At 70.3% G+C, this 24,093-nt stretch carries 17 protein-coding genes; 11 read left to right on the top strand and 6 right to left on the bottom strand.

Features of this window, described 5'->3' with window-relative positions; translation table 11 throughout:
• Positions 1-59 precede the first annotated feature (59 nt).
• The 11 genes from ABZ272_RS00600 to ABZ272_RS00550 all read left to right on the top strand — a co-directional run bounded on the left by ABZ272_RS00600 (position 60) and on the right by ABZ272_RS00550 (position 15,211).
• Positions 60-4,871, top strand: coding sequence for a beta-ketoacyl synthase N-terminal-like domain-containing protein (locus ABZ272_RS00600; protein ID WP_355047740.1), 4,812 nt, complete (start codon positions 60-62; stop codon positions 4,869-4,871).
• A 38-nt stretch (positions 4,872-4,909) separates the two neighbouring features.
• Complete coding sequence (locus tag ABZ272_RS00595; RefSeq protein ID WP_355047739.1) at positions 4,910-5,221, top strand: acyl carrier protein; 312 nt, start codon at positions 4,910-4,912, stop codon at positions 5,219-5,221.
• Positions 5,222-5,223: 2 nt separating this feature from the next.
• On the top strand, positions 5,224-6,063 hold the full coding sequence (locus tag ABZ272_RS00590) for an alpha/beta hydrolase (RefSeq protein ID WP_355048239.1): 840 nt from the start codon (positions 5,224-5,226) through the stop codon (positions 6,061-6,063).
• A gap of 26 nt (positions 6,064-6,089) precedes the next feature.
• Entirely contained in the window at positions 6,090-7,052 is a 963-nt protein-coding gene (locus ABZ272_RS00585; protein WP_355047738.1) for a hypothetical protein, read from the top strand.
• 55 nt (positions 7,053-7,107) lie between these two features.
• The gene (locus ABZ272_RS00580; protein ID WP_355047737.1) at positions 7,108-8,928 is read left to right on the top strand and encodes a hypothetical protein; all 1,821 of its coding nucleotides are present in this window, start codon (positions 7,108-7,110) and stop codon (positions 8,926-8,928) included.
• Positions 8,929-9,061: 133 nt separating this feature from the next.
• Complete coding sequence (locus tag ABZ272_RS00575) at positions 9,062-10,054, top strand: PHB depolymerase family esterase (RefSeq protein WP_355047736.1); 993 nt, start codon at positions 9,062-9,064, stop codon at positions 10,052-10,054.
• A gap of 48 nt (positions 10,055-10,102) precedes the next feature.
• Positions 10,103-11,242: an ABC transporter ATP-binding protein gene (locus ABZ272_RS00570; protein ID WP_355047735.1), complete on the top strand. Its 1,140-nt coding sequence runs from the start codon at positions 10,103-10,105 to the stop codon at positions 11,240-11,242.
• A complete protein-coding gene (locus tag ABZ272_RS00565) occupies positions 11,239-12,069 on the top strand; it encodes an ABC transporter permease (protein ID WP_355047734.1) in 831 nt (276 codons plus the stop codon). Before ABZ272_RS00570 ends, ABZ272_RS00565 begins: the two co-directional genes overlap by 4 nt.
• A gap of 38 nt (positions 12,070-12,107) precedes the next feature.
• Positions 12,108-12,971: a 3'(2'),5'-bisphosphate nucleotidase CysQ gene (locus ABZ272_RS00560; protein WP_355047733.1), complete on the top strand. Its 864-nt coding sequence runs from the start codon at positions 12,108-12,110 to the stop codon at positions 12,969-12,971.
• Between the two features lie 6 nt (positions 12,972-12,977).
• A complete protein-coding gene (cysD, locus tag ABZ272_RS00555) occupies positions 12,978-13,904 on the top strand; it encodes a sulfate adenylyltransferase subunit CysD (protein ID WP_355047732.1) in 927 nt (308 codons plus the stop codon).
• Entirely contained in the window at positions 13,904-15,211 is a 1,308-nt protein-coding gene (locus tag ABZ272_RS00550) for a GTP-binding protein (RefSeq protein ID WP_355047731.1), read from the top strand. The genes cysD and ABZ272_RS00550 overlap by 1 nt, the downstream gene beginning before the upstream one ends.
• A gap of 61 nt (positions 15,212-15,272) precedes the next feature.
• On the opposite strand, the gene ABZ272_RS00545 is transcribed toward ABZ272_RS00550, so the two are convergent.
• The 6 genes from ABZ272_RS00545 to ABZ272_RS00520 form a co-directional block, all read right to left on the bottom strand.
• Positions 15,273-17,147: a S8 family serine peptidase gene (locus ABZ272_RS00545; RefSeq protein WP_355047730.1), complete on the bottom strand. Its 1,875-nt coding sequence runs from the start codon at positions 17,145-17,147 to the stop codon at positions 15,273-15,275.
• 312 nt (positions 17,148-17,459) lie between these two features.
• Positions 17,460-17,996, bottom strand: coding sequence for an FHA domain-containing protein (locus ABZ272_RS00540; RefSeq protein WP_355047729.1), 537 nt, complete (start codon positions 17,994-17,996; stop codon positions 17,460-17,462).
• Positions 17,984-18,622 (bottom strand): 4Fe-4S cluster-binding domain-containing protein, encoded by a 639-nt coding sequence (locus tag ABZ272_RS00535; protein ID WP_355047728.1) that lies wholly within the window; start codon positions 18,620-18,622, stop codon positions 17,984-17,986. The genes ABZ272_RS00540 and ABZ272_RS00535 overlap by 13 nt, the downstream gene beginning before the upstream one ends.
• Positions 18,619-20,475, bottom strand: a complete 1,857-nt coding sequence (locus ABZ272_RS00530) for an AAA family ATPase (RefSeq protein ID WP_355047727.1) — start codon at positions 20,473-20,475, stop codon at positions 18,619-18,621. Before ABZ272_RS00530 ends, ABZ272_RS00535 begins: the two co-directional genes overlap by 4 nt.
• Entirely contained in the window at positions 20,472-21,782 is a 1,311-nt protein-coding gene (locus ABZ272_RS00525) for a hypothetical protein (RefSeq protein WP_355047726.1), read from the bottom strand. The genes ABZ272_RS00530 and ABZ272_RS00525 overlap by 4 nt, the downstream gene beginning before the upstream one ends.
• Positions 21,779-24,070 carry a protein kinase gene (locus ABZ272_RS00520; protein ID WP_355047725.1) on the bottom strand — a complete coding sequence of 764 codons (2,292 nt, stop codon included), beginning with the start codon at positions 24,068-24,070 and terminating at the stop codon, positions 21,779-21,781. The genes ABZ272_RS00525 and ABZ272_RS00520 overlap by 4 nt, the downstream gene beginning before the upstream one ends.
• Positions 24,071-24,093: the final 23 nt, after the last annotated feature.

Below are 24,093 nucleotides of genomic sequence, written 5' to 3'. Positions count from 1 at the left end.
CGGCGGCACCCGCGCCGCACACCCGGTACGCCCGTCGACGGTGGAGCGAGAGGCCGAAAATGAACACGAGTACCGATCGGAGCGACCCGATCGCGATCGTCGGGATGGCGGCGGTGATGCCCGGCGCCGGCAACCTGGAGAGCTACTGGCGGAATCTGGTCGACGGGGTGGACGCGATCACCGACGTGCCGGCGCACCGGTGGGACGAGGAGTTCTACGACCCGGAGCAGGCCCACCGGCCGGACCGGATGTACTGCCGGCGCGGCGGGTTCGTCGACGAGTTCGCGACCTTCGAGCCGCTGCGGTTCGGCATCATGCCCGCCTCGGTTTCGGAGATCGAACCGGACCAGCTCATCGCTCTGAACGTGGCCGCGGCCGCGATCGACGATGCCGGCGGCGCGGACCGACTGCCCGGCGGCGACCGGGTCGGTGTGATCCTCGGGCGGGGAGGCATCCTCAGTCCGGCTCAGGCCCGCTACGCCCAACGGGTGCGGATGTCGAGCCAGGTCATCCAGGTGCTGCGGGAGCTGATTCCGGAGCTGGACCAGAGCCGGCTCGACCTGGTACGCGAGAAGTTCGACGAGCGGCTCGGCCCGTACCAGCCGGAGGGCACGATCGGTCTGGTGCCGAACCTGGCCGCGTCCCGGGTGGCCAACCGGCTCAACCTGCGCGGTCCGGCGTACACCCTGGACGCGGCCTGCGCCTCGTCGCTGATCGCGATCGACCAGGCGATCACCGAGCTGACCAGCGGACGGTTGGACGCCGTCCTGGCCGGTGGTGTGCACCACGTGCACGACATCAGCTTCTGGTCGGTGTTCAACCAGTTGCGGGCGCTGTCCAGGCGCGGTGAGAGCCGGCCGTTCCACCGGGAGTCCGACGGCCTGCTGATCGGCGAGGGCACGGGTGTCGTCGTACTCAAGCGGTGGTCCGACGCTGTCCGGGACGGCGACCGGGTGTACGCCGTCATCCGGGGCAGCGGGATGTCCAGCGACGGCCGCTCGGCGAGCATGTTCAACCCGGCCTCCTCCGGACAGGTGCTGGCCATCCGGCGGGCCTGGGAAGCGGCGGGGCTGGACCCGACCGCGCCGGACGCGCTGGGGTTGCTGGAGGCGCACGGCACCGGCACACCCACCGGCGACGCGGCCGAACTGGTCTCGGTGGCCGAGGTCTTCGGACCGCACTCTGGCGACGGGCCACGCCCGGTGATCGGATCGGTCAAGTCGATGATCGGGCACACCATGCCGGCCGCCGGCATCGCTGGCCTGATCAAGGCGACGCTCGCGGTGTACCGGGGAGTGCTGCCGCCCACGCTGCACTGCGACGATCCACGCGCGGAGATGGCCGCGACCCGGTTCGCCCCGATCCCCACCGCCCGCCCGTGGGAGAGCGACGGGCCGCGTCGCGCCGGGGTGAACGCCTTCGGCTTCGGCGGCATCAACGCACACGTCATCATCGAGCAGGCGCCCGAGCCCGCCGGTGTACGGCAACGGCCGACCGGCGGGCAGCCGTTGGCGGTGGGTGGAGCGGGTGTCGGACGAGGCGCGGCCCCGACCGTGGCCAGCTCGACGGTTGCGGTGACCGAGCCGGACCAGGTGCTCTGGCTCGCCGCGCCGGACCCCGACCGGTTGGCCGACCTGCTGTCCCGCAGCGACCACGAGGTACGGGCCCTCGGCGTCGAACGGGCCCGGAGCAACCGGCCCGCCACCGGAGCCGAGGCGTGCCGGCTCGGCATCGTCAGCCCGACCGACAAGCTGCTGGCCGTCGCCCGCAAGACGGTGGCCCGCGGTCAGGCCTGGCGGGGCGGACGGGACATCTGGTTCAGCCCGTCACCGCTGCTGGCCTCCGGCACCGGCCGCCTCGCCTTCGTCTTCCCCGGCCTGGAGGCGGAGTTCGCGCCCCGTACCGCGGACATCGCCGCGCACCTCGGACTGCCGGACCGGCAGTGGTCCGCCTCGGACCTGGGCCGGCACGGCGCCGGGCTGATCGAGGTCGGCAAACTCCTCGACAAGGCGCTGCGCCACATCGGCGTGCTACCGGACGCGGTCGCCGGACACAGCATCGGCGAGTGGACCGCCGCGGCGACCAGTGGGCAGATCAGCACGGCGGCGATGGACGAGTTCCTGGAACTGTTCAACGCCGACTCGGTCGAGGTCTCCGGATACGTCTTCGCCGCCGTGGGAGCTGGCGCGGACCGGGTCACCCCGATGCTCGGAGATTTTCCGGGGGTGGTGCTCTCGCACGACAACGCCCCGGCGCAGTCGGTGGTGAACGGGCCCGAGCCCCAGGTGGACCGGCTCGTGGAGGCCCTGCGTACGGAGAACGTGCTGTGTCAGAAGTTGCCGTTCCGGTCGGCCTTCCACACTCCCGTGTTCGTCGAGGGCCTGCAGTCGATCGGCGCGGCGCTGCGCCAATGGGAGGTGCACCCGACCCGGATACCGGTCTGGTCGGCGACCCTGGCGGCACCGTTCCCCGCTGACGAGGCGCAGGTCAATGCCCTTTTCGTCAGGCACATGATGGAGCCGGTCTGGTTCCGTCAGACCGTCGCGGCCATGTACGACGCCGGAGTACGGGTCTTCCTCCAGGTCGGTGCGGGGCAGCTCGCCTCGCTGATCAGCGACAACCTGCGTGGGCGTGAGCACCTCGCGATGCCGGTCAACGTGAAGCACCGCAGCGGGCTGGACCAGCTCCGCCGGGTCGCCACCGCGATCTGGGTGGAGGGCGGCAGCCCGAACCTGACCGCGCTCGATCCACCGTTGGTTGCGGCACCCGCGAAACCGGTACGCCGTGGCCCGTCGATCTCGCTGGATCTCGGGGGCCCACTGGTCCGGCTCGGGGCGGACGCCGCCGGTCTGCTCGGCGTGTCGGCGGGCGGCGGCGCCCAGCCGAGCCACCTGTCGGCGGGTCCGCCGACTTCCGGTGCGGCCGTTCCGGTCGGCGCCTCGCCGGCGGTCGGGGCGGGCCGCCAGCCGGAGCCAACGGGTACCGGCACCAACCCGGCGGCGGCGCTTGCCGCCCTGCACAGGCTGACCGGACGGTCCAGCGCCGCCGCGGAGCTCGCCGCGCTGTTGCAGGATACGGCTCGGGACGCGGTGAACGTTCTGGACGCGGCCGCCCGACCGGCGCCGCCGGTAGCGCCGCGCCCGGGTGTCGAACGACCCCCGGTCGCCCCGCCGGCCGAATCCTCCCGAACCGTCGCGCCCGGGGGCCGTGGCAACGGCAACGCGGGCAACGGCGTCGGTTCGGCCAACGGAATCGGCACCGGCAGGGCGGTCAGCGCCAGCGCCAGCGCCAGCAACGGCGACCCGGGTCCGGTTCGGCGGATCACGTTGCGGGTCTCCGTCGAGAACATGCCGTACCTGAAAGATCACTGCTTCTTCGTCCAGCCGCCGGACTGGCCGAAGATGGAGGACCGGTGGCCGGTGGTGCCGGCCACCACCCTGGTCCAGCACATGGTCGACGCGGCGGAGCAGGCCATGCCGGGCCTGCGGGCGGTGGCCGTACGCGACGCCCGGTTCAACCGTTGGCTGATAGCCGAGCCGGGTCAGGACGTCGAGATCGCGGTGAAGCCGACCGGTGACGGCCTGGTCTCGGTCACCTTCGGCCCGTACGCCCGGTCGATAGTGGAACTCGCCGCGGACTATCCGGCGGACCCGCCCGAGGTGTGGCGGCACGATCCCGCCACCGAGCGGCCGCCACGGATCAGCGCCGAGGAGATGTACGCCGAGCGGCTGATGTTCCACGGCCCCCAGTTCCAGGGCATCACCGCCGTGCACGCCCTCGGTGACATGCACGTACGGGGGGTGGTCAGCGCACCCGTGCCGCCGGGCGCCCTGCTGGACAACGCGCTACAGCTGATCGGCAACTGGCTCATCACGACACAGCCGTTCCGTACCGTCGCGTTGCCCGTGGGCCTTCGCCACATCCGCTACTTCGGCCCCCCGCCGGCACCCGGTACGGCCTTCGAGTGTGTCGCCCGGGTGCGCTCGATCGATGACGCGCAACTCGTCGCGGACACCCAACTGGTGGTCGACGACCGGGTGTGGGCACAGATCGAAGGCGCGGTGGACCGGCGCTTCGACAGCCATCCGCAGGCGCGGCCAGCGGAACGGTTCCCCGAGCGGCATCCGATGTCGCTGATCCAACCCGAGGGCTGGACGATGGCCTTCGACTGCTGGACCGACCTGGTCACCCAGGGTATGGCCGCCCGGGGCATCCTGGGCTCGGCCGCGTACGAGGACTACGAGCGGCAGCCCGCCAGATCCCGCAAACAGTGGCTGTTGGGTCGGATCGCGGTGAAGGACGCCGTCCGGTTCCGGCTGTGGGAGGACGGGCACCGCGACATCTACCCCATCGAGCTGACGGTCGGTAACGATCCGAACGGGCGACCCCGGGTGCACGGACGTCCGGGCCGGGACCTGCGCGAGTGCGATGTCTCGCTGGCGCACTGCGCGGAGATCGGCGTCGCGATCGCGAAGCCCCGCGGGCCGGCGTCGCAGCCCGACGTGCCTGGCGTCGGCATCGACGTCGCCGAGATCACCGACCATCCCGAGAGCACCCTGCGCTTCGCCCTGACCGACGGGGAGAGGGCCCTGTTGGACTCGCTCGGCGGCGACGCCGAGGACCGGCGGCGGTGGTTCGCCCGGTTCTGGGCCGCCAAGGAGGCCGTCGGCAAGGCGGAGGGCACCGGACTCGACGGCCGCCCGCGCCGGTTCGTCGTGACAAGCGCCACGGACGCGGTGCTGACGGTCCACGTCGACGACCGGAGCTACCCGGTCCAGCACCGCGAGGTCGGAAATCCCGAAGACCTACCACCTCGACGGTACGTGGTCGCCTGGACCTGGGGCCCGCGGACCGGGACCGATCAGCCGTGACCGGTATCCACTCCCGACCATTCGAAGGAGTACCTCCCATGGCCGCCTCGCCCGCCGACATCCTCGCCGAGCTCACCGGGATCATCCATGCGGTCCTCGGCGACTTCGCCGCCGATGAACCCATCACCATGGACACCACCTTCCGCGACGACCTCGGCATGGAGAGCATCGACGTCGTCTCCCTCGCCGGCCGGCTGCAGGCCCGGTACGGCAACACCGTCAACTTCGCGCACTTCGTCGCCAAACTGGACCTGGAGACCGTGGGCGAGCTGCGGGTCGGGCAACTGGTCGAGCACATCGCACGCTCCCTCGACGCGAGCCCCACCGCCGTCGAGGCGGTCCACTCGTGACGATGATCCGGGCCAACGGGATCGACGTGCACGTCGAACACCTCGAACCACCGGCCGGAGAGCCGGGCGGGGTCGACACCGGCCGGAGTACGGCGCCGGCCACCCTCGTGATGATCCACGGTATGGCCTCCGACAGCCTCGCGAGCTGGTACTTCACCCTCGCCAAACCGTTGGCCGACGCCGGGCTACGGGTGGTGATGTACGACCTGCGGGGGCACGGCCACAGCGAGCGCCCACCCACCGGCTACACCCTCGACGACTTCGTCGACGACCTGTCGGCGATGCTGACCACACTCGACGTCACCGGTCCGGTGCACCTGCTCGGCAACTCGTTCGGTGGCACTATCGCGTTCGCCTACGCGGCCCGCCACCCCGGCCGGGTCGCCTCCGTCGCGGCGGTCGAATCCTCGCCGCCGACCCCGGCGTGGATGGCCCGGGTCGCGCGCCGGCTGGGCCGGGCCGCCGACCTCCTGCCCCGACCGGAGGCGCTGGCGCAGATCGTCGCCGGCCGGGGGGCACGGGTGGCCCGCCGGGCCCGGGATACCGGCGAGCTGCTCGTGGCGACCACGCTGGCCCGGGACCTACCGGCGAGTGCCCTGCCCAGTGCCGCGCAGATCAGCGCGATCGGCGTACCGGTGCTCTGCGTGTACGGCGCGGACTCCGCGGTCGTCGAGCTGGCACCGGCGGTGGTCCGACTGCTACCGCAGACGCGGACCGTGGTCCTACCCGGCGAGAAACACACAGTCCTGGTCGACCGGCCGGAGGCGGTCCGCCGGCTCGTCCTGGCGTGGCTCCGCGAGGAGTGCTCCGTCGAGGTGGCCGAGGTGGCCACCGCCCCGTGACAACCCAACGTGCAGGAGGTCCTCGGATGGACACCCCGGTCACCGGCAGGTCGATCATCATCAGCAACGGCCGGTGCGGCTCGACGCTGCTCTCGGATCTGATCGCGGAGCAGCCCGAGACTCTCTCGGCGCAGGAGTTCTTCATGTCCGTCGCACCCTGGGCGCGCAGTTCCGAGGTGCTGACCGGGGCCGCGTACTGGGCGGTGCTGAGCAGCCCCAAGGCCGAGCTCGCCACTCTCTTCCGGATCGGGTTGCCGCCGAAGGAGGTGCGCTACCCCGCGACCGGGAGGTGGGCCGACCGGATGACCGAGCTGCCGCGGATCCTCGCCATCACCCTGTCGAAGCTGACCCCCGACCCGGACCGCCTCTTCGACCAGCTCGCCGAGCGGGTGCCGGACTTCCCGACGCAGTCGGTCGGCGACCACCACCGGATGTTCCTCGACCTGCTGGCCGTGATGACCGGCAAGCGGCGCTGGGTCGAGCGTTCCGGCGGTTCCAGCCACGTCGCTCCGTACCTTCTGCGGGCATTTCCCGAGGCGAAGGTGGTGTATCTGACCCGCGACCGGGAGGCGACCGCCCGCTCGATGAGCCGGCACTCGTCGTTCCAGCTGATTCAGCTGCGGGTGGAGTTCCTCGGCCGGTGCGGGCTGGATCCGTTCCGGATCGAGCCCGGCCAGTCGGTGCCCGAGGACCTGGAGCGTTACCTGCCGGACCGGCTCAGCGCCGACCTGCTCCGGGATCGGGGCCAGGACCTGCGCCGCTACCTCGGTCTGAGCGCGTTCCTGACCAGCCAGGCCGAGCAGGCGCTCACCGACCTGCCTCCGCGACACCTGCACCGGATGAGCTACGAGGACCTGGTCGCCGACCCGATCGGGCAGCTCGGCCTGCTGGCCCGGTTCCTGGAGTTCGAGGACTGGGAGGACTGGGCACGGCGGGTCGCCCCACGGGTGGTCAGTCCCGCCCGGTCCCGCGAGGTCGCCGCGGCCTGACCCCCGATCGTGCCCCACCGACCGTCAGGACTCCGTCGAACGAGAGGAACCATTCGTGAAACCACTCCGGATGTCGGGCCGGCGACCGCTCGCCGCGGCCGCCGTACTGGGACTGCTGTACGTCCTCGCGGCGCCGGCGTCAGCCGCCGCCGCGCCGATCGGGGCGGATGCGCCGGGTACGGCCGGACATCAGCCAAAATACGATCGGAAGCTGCTCGGGAAGGGCACCCCCGACGAGTGCTTCGCCGGTGTCGGTGTGGTCTATCCACCCGGTCCTCCGTGCGCTACCGGCCAGCCGAAGGTGAACCAGTCCTACCTGTGGGGCATGACCCAGACCGCGCAGAGCCTGTGGTTCGGCACCGGAGCGAACGTCAACTGCATGACCAGCGGGCGCAACCTGCGCAACACGACACCGAACCTGAACGACGACTGGGTGTGCGAGTACGGCGAGAGCCAGATCGCGAAACGTAACCCGACTCTGCCCCCCACCCTGGGCGACCATCGCCCGCCCCGCCTGTACACGTACGACAAACGTTCGGGGCGGTTGACGGAGAAGACCGACGCGGTGAAGAACGCCTCCACCACCGACGCCAACCGGCTGAGCACGACCGCCGGTATCCGGGCCGCCGGCACCCATCAGGGGGTGGCGTTCCTGGGTGGGCCCGCCCTGGGCGAGAGCATCAACCTGTTCGCCTTCGACACCGGCACCGGCGCCTTCCTCGGCTCGGTCAACCTGCCGGCGTACGGCAACATCCGCCACTTCGTGGTGGCCGACGGCGCGCTCTACGCGGGTGTCGGGGTGGGCGCGAACGGCGGCAACCGGGGGCACGTGCTGCGCTGGACCGGCTCCAAGAGCAATCCGTTCAGTTTCGTCGAGGTCGCGAACCTGCCGGCCCAGGCGGCGGATCTCACCGTGCACGACGGGCGGATCTTCGTGACGACCTGGACGGGTTCCGGTGACGACGCCCTGGCAGCCGCCGTGCCCGGCACGACCGACGAGCCGCTGTCCGGGGTCGCCGGGGTGTGGATGAGCCCGAAACTGTCGCAGGGGGAACGCGGCCTCACGCCGGCCGACGCCGACAACTGGACCCAGGTCTGGTCGGTCGAGGGGTATGAGCCCGATCCGGTCGTCGCCCGCACCTACGCCCTGGGTGGACTCGCCTCCTTCAACGGCTACCTCTACTGGGGCACGATGCACGTGCCGATGAAGGCGACCACCGTGCACATCGCGACCTACCCACCGGCGGACGAGGCCGCGCTGCGGGCCACGGTCCGCAGCACGCAACGGGCCATCAGCATCTTCCGAGGTAAGAGCTTCGGCGACCGTCACCAGCGGGTGGACCTGTTGTACGGCGCATCCCAGCTGCCCGCCTACGACCCGGCGGGCAACGGCGGAGCGGGCCTCTGGGCCGCCGCCTCGACCGGATACACCCCGTTGTACGGCCCGTCGGGCATGGGCAACCCCTACAACAACTACACCTGGAAGATGGCGGTGGCGGGCGGGAAGCTCTACGTGGGCACCATGGACTGGAGCTACATCTCCAAGGACCTGGGCCAGGACACCGCCCGGCTGTTGGGTGTCACCGGCCCCGCCGCGGCCGAGTTCGGCAAGGCCTCGGTATTGGCCGACGACCCTCCACCGGCCCCGGTCTACGGCGGCGACCTGTTCGTCTTCGACTCGACCAGCAGGCCGGCCACGGTGGTGGACAACAGTGGGCTCGGCAACTACCTGAACTACGGGATCCGCAACATGATCGCCGACGGGTCGACCCTCTACCTGGGCATGGCCAATCCGATGAACCTGCGTACGGACCCGGACGACGACGTTCCCGAGGGCGGCTGGGAACTGATCCGACTCAGCGTGCAGCACTGTTAGCCGGTTGGCTCCGCTCGGGCACGGGCGGAGCCATCCCCGCCAAACACAAATCGGTGCAGGTGTTTACAAAACCTGAACATTGACATGTCAGGGTACGATTATGGTGAAAATTGGTGCATATTGGATGCGTCGCGTGGGACCCTACGGTCGACGGCGACACCTGCTCACGGTCCTGTCGCTCGTCGGAGCGCTCACCCTGCTGGCCGGCTGTGGGCTGTTCCGGGACGACCCGGAGCGGCACGAGGTGGGACCGGTGTCCACCACCGTGCCCACCGGCTCCTCGACGCACACCCTCGTGGTCGACGGGCAGGAGCGCCGCTACCGCCTCTACCGGCCGACCAACCTCGCCGGGTCGACCCCGGCGCCGCTGGTGGTCATGCTGCACGGCGCGCTCGGCACCGGCACCCAGGCGGAAACCTCCTACGGCTGGAACGCCCGGGCCGACCAGGAGGGCTTTGTCGTGGCCTACCCGGACGGGATGAGCCGCTCCTGGGCGGTCAGCCCGGACTGCTGCGGCCCACCGGCCCGGGACGGCGTGGACGACGTGGCCTTCATCCAGCAAATGGTGGCCACCGTGGCCGACCAGCTTCCGGTGGACCGCACCCGGATCTACGCCACCGGGATCTCCAACGGCGGGATGCTCGCATACCGCCTGGCGTGCGACACGACGCTGTTCGCCGCGATCGGGCCGGTGGCGGCGACCCAACTCGGCCCGTGCCCGTCCCCGGCGCCGATCTCCGTGATCCACATTCACGGGATGGCGGACCAGACGGTGCCGTTGAGCGGTGGTCCGGGCAAGCGGGACAACGACGGGACCGGACGCAATCCGGTCAAGATCGACGGCCCGCCCATCCCCGACCTGCTCGGCCAGTGGCGTACCACCGACGGATGCCCGGCGCCGGCGACGACCACCTCGGGCCCGGTCCGGACCTCGGTCGCCACCTGCTCCGCGGGGCGGGCGGTCGAGCTGGTCACCGTCGACGACGCCGGCCACCAGTGGCCCGGTGCTGCCGGCCCCGGACCGCAGGCGCAACGCCTGCTCGGCCTGGATCCACCCGCGACCGCGCTGGACGCGACCGAGACCATCTGGCGTTTCTTCGACGCACACCCCCGAACCGGCGGCTGACCCGCTCCGGCGGCCACTGATCCGACAGCTCACGAGAGGGAGCAGCAGATGCCCAGTAGTGGTGGCGGCGCGGCCGCGGTCGAGGTCGCCGACCTCGTCAAACGCTATCCCGGGAGCACGAACGCAGCCGTGGACGGGCTGTCCTTCACGGTGGCCCCCGGCGAGATCTTCGGGCTGCTGGGACCCAACGGCGCCGGCAAGTCGACCACCATCGGCATCCTCACCACCCGGTTGCGGGCGTCCGGGGGTCGGGCGCTCGTCAACGGGATCGACGTGGTCGGCGACCCGGTCGCGGCCCGCGCCCAGTTGGCCGTCGTACCCCAGCACAACAATCTGGACCGGTCGCTGACACCACGACAGAACCTGCTGTACCACGCCGCGTACCACGGGGTCGGCCGCGCCGTACGGAACGCGCGGGCCGATGCGCTCCTGGACCGCTTCGGCCTGAAGGATCGGGCGGACAAGCGGATCGAGGCGTACTCGGGCGGCATGGTGCAACGGCTGATGATCGCCCGCGCGCTGATCCACGAACCAGCGGTGCTCTTCCTCGACGAGCCCACCAACGGTCTGGACCCGCAGTCCCGCCGACTCATCTGGAGCCGGATCCGCGAGATGCGGGAGCGGGGTGTGACGGTCGTACTGACCACTCACCAGATGAACGCGGCCGCCGCGCTGGTCGACCGGGTCGGCATCGTCGACCACGGTCGGCTGCTCACCGTGGACACGCCAGGCAACCTGGTCGGCGGGCTCGCCGGACGATCGATCCTCGACCTGACGGTCACCCTGGCCGCGCTCGACGAACCGGACGAGCTGCTGAGTGCGCTCTCCGGGGTCTCCGGCGTACGCAAGGGTGAACGGCTCGCCGACCCGCCGCCGCCCGGCGCCGGGGCCAGGGCCGCAAATCTCCGTTCCATGCTCGGCCGTGGCAGCGGCGCGGGGTTCGGGGCGGGCACGCCCGCCGCACTGACCGCGCTGGCCCGGCAGCGGGCGGTCGCCACGCTCGCCCCCGACCCGGGCGGGCGTGAGCGCGCCCGGATCCGGCTACATCTCGCCGCCGATCCCGCCACCGTGCTCGGGCCGGCACTCACCGTCCTGACCACGCGGTCGGCGACCCTCACCGATGTACGCATCGGCGAGCCGAGCCTCGAGGACGTCTTCATCGGACTGACCGGAAGGGAACCACGGTGACCGACCTCGACACCCCGCCGGTTGTCGCAACGAGCGCCACGGCGGCACCTGCGCGACCCCGCGCCCACCAAGCCTTCCTGGCCATTCTGCGCCGGGATCTGTTGGTGACCGCCAAGGAACTCTGGGTCATCCTGGTCCAGGTCGGCCTCACCCCGTTGTTCATGCTCTTCGTCTTCGTCAAGGTCCTCGGCGGGCAGGGCATCGTCGCCCGGAACTTCGCCGACCTGTTCCTGCCCGGCATCGTCGCGCTCGCCGCGCTCACCACCGCTCTGCAGAGCGTCGCGCTGCCACTGGTCAAGGAGTTCGGCTTCACCCGGGAGATCGAAGACCGGCTACTCGCCCCGCTGTCGACCAACCTGGTAGCGGTCGGCAAGCTCGTGGTCGCGATGCTGCGCGGGCTCGTCGCCGCAGCCCTCATCTACCCACTGGGCGCACTGATGGTCGGCTCGGCCCCGTGGCAGCCCGGGCGGTTACCGATGGTCCTGCTGACGATCCTGCTCGGCGGATGGATCGGCGGCGGCATCGGCATGACGCTGGCGATGATCCTGCCCATCCAACGGATCAACATCACGTTCTCGCTGGTCGTGACCCCGATCATCTGGACCGGTTGCATCCACTACCCGTGGCCGCGGCTCTCCTCGATGCCGTGGTTCCAGGCGGTCACCGCCCTCAACCCGATGACCTACGTCTCCGAGGGCGTGCGCGGGGCCATGTTGCCCGGCGTCGCGCACATACCGGCGTGGGTCTGTCTGCTGGTCCTGACCGGGGTGGCCGCAATGGTCACGGTCACCAGCGTCCGAAGTTTCAGTCGGCGTGCCGTCCAGTGAACGGCACGGTCACCCGCGTCTATCGGAGGTGTTCGTCGATGAACGTGCTGGAACCCCCCAGCTCAGCGGCCCCCGCGTCGGATGGCGCGTTCGCCGCCTGGTTGGCCGATCGGGCCGGCCGGCTGCTGCTGCAGGTCCGCGCAACGCACGGTCACCACGACCCGGCAGCGTTGAAGCGCGCGGGTGATCGGGCGTCGCACCAACTGCTGCGCGTTGAACTGGCGCGGCACAGAAGCGCCGACGCCGTGCTCTCGGAGGAGGACGACGGCGCCCGGCAGGCCTGGGCAACGGCTACGGCAGGCCCGCTGCCGGAGCGGCTGGGCGCCGACCGGGTGTGGATCGTCGACCCGTTGGACGGGACCCGCGAGTTCTCCGAGCCGGGCCGGACGGACTGGGCGGTGCATGTCGCACTCTGGCAACGGAACGCGCCGACCGAGCACCGGCTCGTGGCGGGCGCCATCGCCCTGCCGGCCCAGCTCCGTACCCTCGGCACCGAGACACCCCCGACCCGGCCACCGACGGTCAGCGGTCGGACCATCCGGTTGGCGGCGAGTCGGAGTCGGCCGCCGGCTTTCCTGACGGGATTGGCGGACGAGGTCGGTGCCGAGTTGGTGCCGATGGGGTCGGCCGGGGCGAAGATCGCCGCGGTGATCAGCGGTGAGGTCGACGCGTACGTGCACGCGGGCGGTCAGTACGAGTGGGATTCGGCGGCACCGGTGGCGGTGGCGACGGCCACGGGTTTACACGCCTCCCGCATCGATGGTTCCGCCTTGAGCTACAACGAGGCTGATCCCCGGCTGCCGGACCTGGTGGTCTGCCGGCCGGAGCTGGCCGCCCCACTCCTCGCCGCGCTGCGGCAACACCTGACCCCGGTGCCGGCACCGGCCACGGCAGCCGGCTGATCCGCGATGACGACTGACGACACGACGCCCGCGGCGGCGTACCGGGTGTCGCACCTGGACGCGATCGAGGCGGAGAGCATCTTCGTCATGCGCGAGGTGGTGGCCGAACTGGAACGCCCGGTCCTGCTCTTCTCCGGCGGCAAGGATTCGATCGTGATGCTCCGGTTGGCCCAGAAGGCGTTCGCGCCAGCCCGGATCCCGTTCCCGGTGATGCACGTCGACACCGGGCACAACTTCGACGAGGTGTTGGACTACCGGAACCAGCGGGTCGCCGAACTCGGCCTGCAGTTGGTGGTGGCGAGCGTACCTGAGGCGTTGGAGGCGGGTCTGGTCCGCGAATCCGCCGACGGAACGCGGAACCGGATCCAGACCCCGGTCCTGTTGGCGGCGGTGGAGAAGTACCGGTTCGACGCGTTGTTCGGCGGGGCGCGCCGGGACGAGGAGAAGGCCCGGGCCAAGGAGCGGATGTTCAGCTTCCGGGACGACTTCGGTCAGTGGGATCCCAAGAACCAGCGACCGGAGCTGTGGTCGTTGTACAACGGGCGGCATCATCCGGGCGAGTCGATCCGAGTGTTCCCGTTGTCGAACTGGACCGAGCTGGACGTCTGGCACTACATCGCCCAGGAACGGCTGGCGTTGCCGTCGATCTACTACGCCCACGAACGTACGGTGATCGAACGCGACGGAATGCTCTATGCGGTGAACGAGTTCATCGTGCCCCGAGGCTCGGAGGAGCCGTTCAAGGCGCGGGTGCGGTACCGGACCGTCGGCGACGCCTCCTGCACCGCGGCGGTGCTGTCCGAGGCGGACACGGTGGACCTGGTGATCGAGGAGGTCGCGGCGACCCGGATCACCGAGCGGGGGGCGACCCGGGGTGACGACCGGGTGAGTGAGACCGCGATGGAGGACCGCAAGAGGGAAGGCTACTTCTGATGACTACGACCGGGGTCGCGGTGGTCGAGGGCGCAGCGCCCGAGGGCCGGGCGATGGACCTGTTGCGGTTCACGACGGCGGGCAGCGTCGACGACGGCAAGTCGACGCTGATCGGTCGGTTGCTCTACGACACCAAGTCGTTGTTCACGGACCAGTTGGCAGCCGTGGAGGCGGCCAGCGCGGCCAACGGCGACGAGTACACGAATCTGGCGTTGCTGACCGATGGCCTGCGGGCGGAGCGGGAGCAGGGCATCACGATCGACGTGGCGTACCGGTACTTCGCCACGCCCCGGCGGAAGTTCATCGTCGCCGACACCCCGGGGCACATCCAGTACACCCGGAACATGGTCACCGGTGCCTCCACCGCCGACCTGGCGTTGATCCTGGTCGACGCCCGTAAGGGCCTGGTGGAGCAGTCCCGCCGGCACGCGTTCCTCTGCTCGCTGCTGCGGGTGCCGCACCTCGTCCTGTGCGTCAACAAGATGGACCTGGTCGACTGGTCGCAGGAGGTCTACGAGCGGATCGCCGACGAGTTCACCGCGTTCGCGGCGAAGTTGGAGGTGCCGGACCTCGCCGTCGTCCCGGTCTCGGCGTTGCACGGCGACAACATCGTGACCCGCTCGGAGCACACCCCGTGGTACGAGGGCCCGTCACTGCTGCACCACCTGGAGCGGGTGCACATCGCCAGTGACCGCAACCTGGTCGACGTCCGGTTCCCGGTGCAGTACGTGATCCGTCCGCAGTCGACCACGGTCACCGACTACCGGGGTTACGCCGGCCAGGTCGCTTCGGGTGTGCTGAAGCCGGGAGACGAGGTTCTGGTTCTCCCCTCCGGGTTCACCTCCCAGATCGCGGCGATCGAGACCGCGGACGGACCGGTCGCCGAGGCGTACCCGCCGATGTCGGTCACGGTCCGACTGACCGACGAGATCGACATCTCTCGGGGCGACCTGATCTGCCGGCCCAACAACGGCCCGGCGGTCGCGCAGGACATCGAGGCGATGATCTGCTGGATGGACGAGGCCACCCCGCTGCGTCCCGGCGCGAAGTACGCCATCAAGCACACCACCCGTACCGCCCGGGTGGTGATCCGCGAGCTGCACTACCGACTCGATGTGAACTCGCTGCATCGTGACGAGGCCGCCACCGAACTCGGACTCAACGAAATCGGCCGGGTCCGCATGCGGACGACCGTCCCGCTCCTCGCCGACGAATACCGGCGAAACCGCACCACCGGTGGTTTCATCCTGATCGACGAAACCACCAACCGCACCATCGCTGCCGGAATGATCGTAGACACCAATTGACTTACGGCAAGGACCCTTCCCGCTACCGGAAATCGGAGCGGGAAGGGCCCTTCGTCACGTCTCAGACGGTAAGGGTCCAGGAGTTGATATAGCCGGTGTCACCGGAGAAGACGTCGCGCACCCGGAGCAGCCAGGTGCCGTTCGCCGGCTCGGTGGAGAGATTCGCGGTATAGGTGGCGTTGACGTTGTCGGCACCATCGAAGAAGCTCTGGTTCTTCAGCCGGTAGGCCGTACCGTCCGGCGCCACCAGATCGATGACCACGTCGCCCCGGAAGGTGTGCACGATATCGACCGCCACGGTGGACGCCGAGGAGGCGTTACGGTTACAGCCGGTGATGACGATGCCGCTGGTCACCGCCGTGTTGGTGTCGGGAATCGCCACATCGGCGCCGTTGGTGCCCGAGCAGCCGCCGCCACCCGAGCCGGTCACGGTCAACGAGTACGTGGCGCTGCGGGTACCCGCGGTGCCGGTACCGGTGACCGTGACGCCGTAGGTGCCGGCAGGGGTGCTCGCCGAGGTGGTGATGGTGAGCGTGGACGAGCCGCCCGAGGTCACCGTGGCCGGGCTGAACGAGGCGGTGGCGCCACTCGGCAGCCCGCTCGCCGACAGGCTCACCGACTGCGCCGAGCCGCTGGTGGTCGCGGTACTCACGGTGGCGCTGACCGAGCCGCCCGGCGCGGTCGAACCGGCCGTCGGCGACACCCCGACGGAGAAGTCGTCGGCCGGAGGCGTGCCGCCGCCGCCCACATAGAGCAACTGGTTCGGGGTGCCGGTGCCGACGTTTGTCACCACGTTCGGGGTGGAGTTGCCGACCAGGTAGTCGCGGACCTGCTGCGGGGTCCAGGACGGGTTCGCCGACAGCGCCAGCGCCGCCGCGCCGGCGACGTGCGGCGAGGCCATCGAGGTGCCGCTGATGGTGTTGGTCGCGGTGTTGCCGTTGTACCAGGCCGAGGTGATGTTGACGCCCGGCGCCAGGATGTCGACGCAGGTGCCGAAGTTGGAGAAGCTCGCGGCCGCGTCGTTGTTCTGCGTCGCGCCCACGGTGATCGCGGAGGCCACCCGCGCCGGGGAGTAGTTGCAGGCGTTCTGCCGGACGCCGAGGGCGTTGCCGTTGCCGGCCGCGACCGCGTACGTGACGCCGGAGTTGATCGAGTTGTTGATGGCCGTGTCGAGCGAGGAGTTCGCGCTACCACCGAGGCTCATGTTCGCCACGGCCGGCTTGATCGCGTTCGCGGTGACCCAGTCGATGCCACCGATCACACCGGCGTTGGTGCCGCTGCCCGAGCAGTTCAGCACCCGTACGCCGACCAACTGGACGCCCTTGGCCAGGCCGTACGACGAGCCGCCGACGGTGCCGGCGACGTGCGTGCCGTGCCCGTTGCAGTCGTCCGCCGAGCCGCCGTCGACAGCGTCGTAGCCGGACGTGGCCCGGCCACCGAAGTCGTTGTGGGCGAAGTTGATGCCGGTGTCGACGATGTACGCGTGCACGTTGGTCGCCGTGTTCGGATAGGTGTACGAGCTGTCGAGCGGCAGGTTGCGCTGGTCCACGCGGTCCAGGCCCCAGGACGGGGGGTTCGGCTGTGTCCCGGAGATGTGGACCGTGTGGTTCTGCTCGACGTACGCGACATCGGGGTGCGCGGCGATCCTGGCCGCCGCCTTGGCGCCGGCCGTGATCTCGAAGCCGCGCAGAGCCGTGGAGTAGGTCCGGGCGACCGCTCCGCCGTGCTGACCCGCCAGCCGGCTGGCCGTGGCGCCGACCTGCGCCCGACCCACCGCGCTCTCCTTGAACACCACGATGTAGCTGTCGGTGACAGCCGTGGCGCCGCCGGCACTACGGATGGTGCCTTCCGGTTCGGCCGCCACGGCCGGCGTGGCGGCGGTGAGTGCCAGCATCGCGACGGCACCCACCACGATTGATCTTCTCGGGAGACTCATTCTCCCCTCCCTCCGATTCGGCACACTTCGTCCGCTCGCCCACGACGAGGAATCGATGTTGGCCGATTGAGAAGAGATTACTCAATGATGGCGGAAGAAGACAGATCCAGGACCCTCGATACCGCTCATAAGATGGAGGTCAAGGTATGCCAATTCATTCCAGATCACGGGCTTAGTGGTCATTCCGAGACGTGCCATCGATTCGTCGAGAACCTATGCGCGGCGACCTCCGCACTTCACCCGGCTCCCTGCCCCGTTCGGTAGGCCAGAAGTTGAGTATCCGCTGTGCCGGGGGGCGGTTGGCTCGGGTTGTCACTCGACCCGAAACGTCGCGGTCGATGCGAGTCGCAGGGTGGCCCCAGGTCGAAGCGGGTGGCGTACGCCGGGTTCAAGCCGCTGTTGGTCCAGCCAGGTACCGTTCGTGGAGTACAGGTCGGTCACCGTCGCGGCCCCGTCCGGCGCCGTCGTGACAGCCGCGTGTCGTCGCGAGACAGCGTCGTGGCCGGACAGCGCGGCCGCCGCCGGCGAGCCGGGGTCCCGACCGAGGATCAGGGTTGCTCCGGTCTCGAGCACTGTCTGCCACGGCGGGTCGAGCAACGCGATCGTCAGGACGGTTTCGAGCACAGTCAGGCAGTGCGGGCACATCCGGCTCCCCGGCGGACACGCCGTTCCGCACGACGGACAGGTGATGTCCACGGCGACCGGGTCGATCGGCTGCGGGGTGACGGGGTTGTCGGCCTCGATGACCGCCGAGACGGCGGTGAGGTTCGCATAGCAGTCCGGGTTCCCGCACACGATGTCGCCGGAGCCGACCGGTGCGCCGCAGGCGCGGCAGATCAGCCGCTCCATGTCGATTCCCCGACGCCGATGCCGCGGGCCCTCAGATGATCGGCGATCTGGTCGAGTTCGCCGGGCCGTGGGATCCCGACCAGCCACAGCCGGCCGTCGAGTACGCCGGTCTGCAAGCCTGCGCGGACGAGCTGAGCGGCCTCGCCGTATCGCTGGTCGCCAAGCGGGCTGAGGGTGATGACGCGTTGGTTCGCCGAGCCACGCAGTGGGGTGTCGCCGTTGTTACGCCGCTCGACGTACCTACCCGCGACCACCGCGTCGCAGCTTGCGCGTAGCTCTGGCAGCCGTGCGGCACGCGACCAGCCGTACCCCGTGTAGAGCAGGATGTCGATCGGCCTGGTGTGCCGCCAGGTGGTTATCCCTCGCAGCAGCGCGGTGAGCGCGACCGGCTGCTGGAGCGGTTCGCCGCCGGAGATCGTCACACCGTCGATCGGTTGGGGAAGCGATGCGAGCCAGTCGAGCACCTCCTCGACGGGGACCGACCGGTCGGGGCGGCGAGGCCAGGTGTCCCGGGCGAGGCAGCCGGCGCAGGCGAGGGTGCAGCCTTGCAGCCAGATTCCGGCCCTCCTGCCGTATCCCAGGGTGGTGACCGGGTGGTGGAGGCGACTGATCTCGATGGTTGTCATGACAGCTCCACGGTGACGACGTCGGCCTGACGCCGCCAGGCCGTCACGACGAGCGACGTCGTGTGGCCGGACGCCGGCGCGTCGCCCGCCGGTGCTGCCAGCCGGTCGAACAGGGCGCGGGCCAGCGGGTTGACGAGCGCGGTCTCCAGGGCCGAGCCGATCCCCCGGCCGCCTCGGGCCAGATCGCGCGTGCACTCCCTGAGCACGCGCGCATGGACCGGCTGGTCAAGCGTGACCGACACGTGGTGTTCTTCGCTGAGGCGCCGGAGCACGTTGCCGAGTTGGAGTTCGAAGATCTGTTCGGCCGCCTCCGGCCCGATGAAATCGAACACCACGACATTGTCGCCGAGGCGGTTGAGCAGCTCGGGCCGACCGAGGACCCGGGTGAAGTGATCCTCGATCGCTGCCCGCACGGTCGCCTCGACCTGGTCGTAGGGAGTGCCCGGCGTAGCCGTCTGCGTCAACTGGCCCGTGCCGTCGTCGACGTACATGCCGAGGTTGCTGGTGAAAATCAGGATGCATTCGGAGAAGTGGGCAGTACCGCCGCGGCCGTCGGTGAGCCGGCCGTCCTCGAGGATCTGCAGGAACTTGTCGAGGATGCGCGGATGGCTCTTCTCGATCTCGTCGAACAGGATGACCCGAAAGGGTTGCTGACGCACGGCGTTGGTGAGTTCTCCGCCGGCTTCGAAACCGACGTAGCCCGGCGGAGCGCCGATCAGCCGATCGCCGGCGTGCTCGGCGGAGAACTCGCTCATGTCGAACCGCAGGTAGGCCGCCTCGTCGCCGAACACCACATGGGCCACTGCCTTGGCCAACTCGGTCTTGCCCACCCCGGTCGGACCGGCGAAGAACAGAACTCCGCGCGGGCGTGCCGAAGCCCGTGCCGCATGGGCGCCGGACAGGCCGAGAGCGGCGCGTTTGAGGATGTCAAGGGTCTTGGTCACGGCTTGGCGCTGGCCGATGATCCGCTGGGGCAGGGACCGTTCCCCGTCTCGGATCCGGGTGTGCAGGTAGTCGCGGCGCCAGGGATTGTCCAATACCCCGAGCTTGAACGTTCGGGTCGCGTCGGGCCATTGCGCCGGGCTCAGCCCACGATCGCGTGCCAGCCTGGTCACTTCGATCATGCCCTGCAGGGTGAGTCCTTCGGACTGCTCGGCAAACGAGCGAGCCCGCTCGGGCAACGTCGCGTCGGGGATCTGGCCCTGCAACAGCCGGCGGGCGCAGCGTTCCCGATCGCCGTAGTCCGGTCGGGGCAGGCTGATCACGCGAATCCGGTCCTTGCCCGCGGTCAACCAGGCCGGCAGGTCACTTTCGTTCTCCACCAACCAGATCAACGGGTTGTACAGGCTCTGCGTCCGACCGGATTCGGCCGCGACCGGCCGCGCCGAACGGGCCAGCTTCTCCATGCGGCGCAGGAACTGCCGCTCGGCGTCGTCCGGATCGCTCGGATGCCGCAGCAGGTGCGCCGCTCGGACGATGGCTGCCGCCCGCACGTTGGTGCGGGGCTGGGCGATCGCGGCGAGCTGGACGAACAGCGCGCCCAGGTCGGGCGTCGGGCCGCCGGGACGATACCCGTCGTCGAGGAGGGCACGGGTGGCAGTCGTCACGTCGCTTCTGCCGATCTGGTGCACAACACCGGAATCGATCAAATCATGATCGAGTACGAAGGTGTAGCCGCTCCGGTCCAGCAGCTCACGTACCACGTCGGTGAGGGACAGCAGCCGCACTCCGGTGGGCGTGTCGATGAGGTACGAATCGTGGGCGTTGCCCCACAACACGTACTGCGACTGGGTCGGCAGTGTCGCGTGCAGTTCGCGGGCGAACGCCGGCCAGCCCGCGAGGTCGTCGATCACCGTACGTCTCCCTCCGCCTCGCGGCTTCTGAGCCGGCGCCGGGGCTCGGTGCGCCGCCGCGGAGCCGTACGGGGCGTGGGTTCGGCGCCCGGGGGACGCAGCTCGGTGTGCGCGCACGGCAAGCCGGCCTCCCGGAGAGTGTTCAGCGCCTGTTCCAGGTCGGCGCACCAGCGGTGCTCGGCTGCCGCGTCGGCGTGGGGGTTCTCGCCGGGTCCGGTCCGGTAGACCATCGACTGGATCCTGCGTGCCCGTGCGTCGACCTTCATACGCACCAGGTGGTCCGCGTCGTCGGGTCGGCTCACCGCGAGCCTGCCCGTACTGGGTTGCCCGACACTGAACTCGGTGCCCACGCTGTAGCCCAGCTCGGTCAGCGCGTCCGCCACAGCGTCCTGGACCGCGATCGCCAACGCTCGCTCCTCCATCTCCGACCGCAGTTGCTCAACCTCGTTCAACAATTGGTCGTTGAGCTCCGCTCGGCCGGACACCACGTCGACGAGGCCCGTCCTGGCCCGGTGTAGGGCGCCGGTGTCAAGATCCTGCTGCGCCGCGTACGGTTCCATCGCGTCCAGCAGCTCCGCCGCGACGACGGCATCCGCGCGACGGACCCGCGCCAGTTTGTTGGCCTCCTGCACCCGCAGTTGCACCTGCCGCAGGCGCGGCCGTCGCTCGTCGGGCCGGCGCCAGACATCAGCGGCGGCGGCCTCGGCTCTGGCGCGGCCCTCAGCGGTGGCCATCGCGTCCAGGCCCGCGAGGATGCGCACCACTGCGGCAGAAGGGTCCGAACCACCGCCGGGCAACGGCTCCGGCTGGCCAATCTCGTCCGCCGCGGTCCGCAACGCCGCGGCCGACACCGGTGGCAGCAGGTCCGCGAGACTCCGTGCCGCGGTGGCCGCCCGGGCGGCGGAGACGCGCCTGAACACTCCCTCCAGGACCCGGCCGACGTCGTCGCACCAGGCGTCCCAGACCGATTCGGGCGCCGAGACGGCGGGCTGGGCCAGCGCGGGCTCCGCTGGCAGTCCTTGCTGTGCGAGGGCGGACGCCGCATACGCCGCGTCGACCCGGGCGGCCGCCCGGCGTTCAAGTCGCAGTTCCCAGGCGTGGACAGCTTGGTCCCGCTGCGACTCCTGGGCGGCGACGGCTTGCCGCCGTGCGGTGGTGTGTGCCCGGATCCGCGCGTTGCGGGCGGCTGCCTCGGCTGGGCTCACCTGGAGTAGCTCGCCGAGTGCCGCCGTGGCGCGGATCCCGACGACGGTCGCGGTGCCGATCACGGCCGCCACCGGGAACACCACCACGCTGCCAGCGCTCATTCCGCTTCGCCCCCGTCTCGCCGCTCAGTGGGTTCGCTGCCGAGCAAGTCACGGCTTCGCTGTCGCCGGAACTGACCGAAACGCCATATCCGGGCGGCGGTCCAGCCGAGATGCACCACCGGCCCGATGAGCGCGACCATGGCGACGGCCAGTAGCGCTGCCGACCAGAGGAACGGACTGCCGCAGCAGCAGGCCAACGTCAGGACACCGAGCAGCAGCGGCGGAGCGCCGCCCCGGACCCGGTTGGCGCCCCTGCGAAGCGCCGCCCAGCCGGTGGGCACGCGACGAACCAGCCACCGCATTCGGTCGAGCGCGGACCAACGCGGATGGTAGAAGGATCCAGCCCGCACCGCGAAGCCGACCTCGGCCAGGGTGGGCACCAGCCATTCCGCGACGGGGATCGACATGTCTGTGATCACGAGACGTGGGTCGGGAGAGAAGTGGGGCAGGAACACGGGAGCGGCGACGACCAGCGCCCAGATCATGGAGGGCGCCGCGGCGAGCAACAGGGCCTTCGGCCGTCCGGCCTTGAGCTGCTTCAGTTCCTCGTCGAGAACGCGCTGTCCCCGGGTACGGGCCTCGACGATGCTGGCGCACTCCTGCAGGGCGGCGGGGACGACCGTCAACACACACAGCGCGCTGGCCACGTCGGTCACCGGAGGCAGTGCCTCGAACCAGTCCAGGTGCTCGGTGACTTCTCCGCGATCCCGAACCGCGCTGTCCAGCAGCGGTCGCAACCGATCCGGATCGGCGGCGACGCTGAGCAGGACGGCCCGGTGCTCGGTTCGGCGCGCCGCCAGCATCGACGCAGCCTGTGGCGGCAGATCGGCCCGGGCGCCGAGCGCGTCGAGGTCCTGTGCCGAGCTCCGCCAGCGTGTGTCCACCTGCACGAGGGCCTGGCCGTCGTCGAAGTCGGCGAGCACCGGCAGGAGCGAGTACCGCCACAGGTCACGGACCGCCGTGGCCGCACGGCCGTCCGGCTCCCGCACCGCCACAGCCGCTACATCGGCCAGGTGCTCCGACCCCACTCGTAGCCCCAGGTAGGTCGCCGGTTGCCCCCGGTCCAGCCAGCGCAACAGATGCACCATCCGCACATCGGCAGTGTGATCCGGGTGGGTCAACGCCTGGTCGATCAGCCGGATCCGTTCGTCGACATCGTCGTCGAACTGCTCCAGCCAGGCGCGCAGCACGCGCCACCCCTCGCCGGGGTCTCTTCGCGTGCCGACGCGTCGCAGGAACGTGTCCACCGCGTCGCTCCAGTGGGCCGCCATCGCGCGTGCGACCTGCGAGCGGGTGCGGTAGGGCACCCCCTTCAGGATCAGCGGCGTGGCACGTCGCGTCGACGCCGGACGGTGCACCTCGGGCGATCCACCGGACAGCCACCGCCGGACCTGCGCCTCGCCCCACCGATGGTCTGGGTCGCTGACCAGGAGCCCTTCGCAGAGAAGCCGCAGCCGGTGGTCCGCGACGCTGTCGACGGAAGCGCCCCGGATTGTCACCTCGTGCTGGATGATTCGCTCGTCGAGACCCTCGAACGGGGCTTGGCCGGTGGCCAGTTGTCGGACCACCACACCGACGGCCCACCAGTCGCCCGCCGGGGAGTAGGCGCCGGCGAAACTCTCCGGCGCCGCATAGGCGAACGTCACGCCGCGGCTGGTGAATCGCACCGATGCTGGACCGAGGTACCTGCTCAGTCCGAAGTCGGCCAGCGCCAGCCGGAGGTCCGGGGGAAGGCTCCGAACCATGATGTTCGACGGTTTGAGGTCGCCGTGAACGATGGTCGCCGAGTGCAGTTCGCCGAGCGCCTCGGTCAGCTCGGCGACCACGTGCCGCAGCAGTTCCGGTGGCACCGGGCGGGGGTCCTGGTCGATGAAGTCCGCCAGCGTGCCAGCCGGTAGATACTCGCTCAGCTCCCAGCGCCGGCCCTCAGCGACACCGAAGTCGATGGGCGTCACCAACCTCTCGCTGCGCAGCCCGATCAGCCGGTCGACCGCGTCCTCGTCGATGACGATCCCCGGCCGGTAGATCTTCAACACCCGGTCGTCGCCCGCCGCGTCGCGCAGTAGGAAGACGTCGGCCTCCGCGCCCGCCGGCAAAGCCGCGATCACCGACCAGCCCGACACCCGGTCGGGCAGCCTCAGCAGACCGGCGGTCACCGGTACGGCCACACCGGACTCGGCCGGGTGTTCCCGGCGTGTGGCGGGAACCTGTGGCCGGGGGTCGACGGCCCGATCGGCCTCGCGGCGCGTCGGCGGCACGTCACCCTCGGCAGGCGGTCGCGGGTTCACCTGCCGCCTACCGTCCGCTCGAT

The sequence above is a fragment of the Micromonospora sp. NPDC005979 genome, assembly GCF_040614415.1.
Taxonomy (GTDB): Bacteria; Actinomycetota; Actinomycetes; order Mycobacteriales; family Micromonosporaceae; genus Micromonospora.
This window is presented reverse-complemented; position numbering and strand designations above follow the sequence as displayed.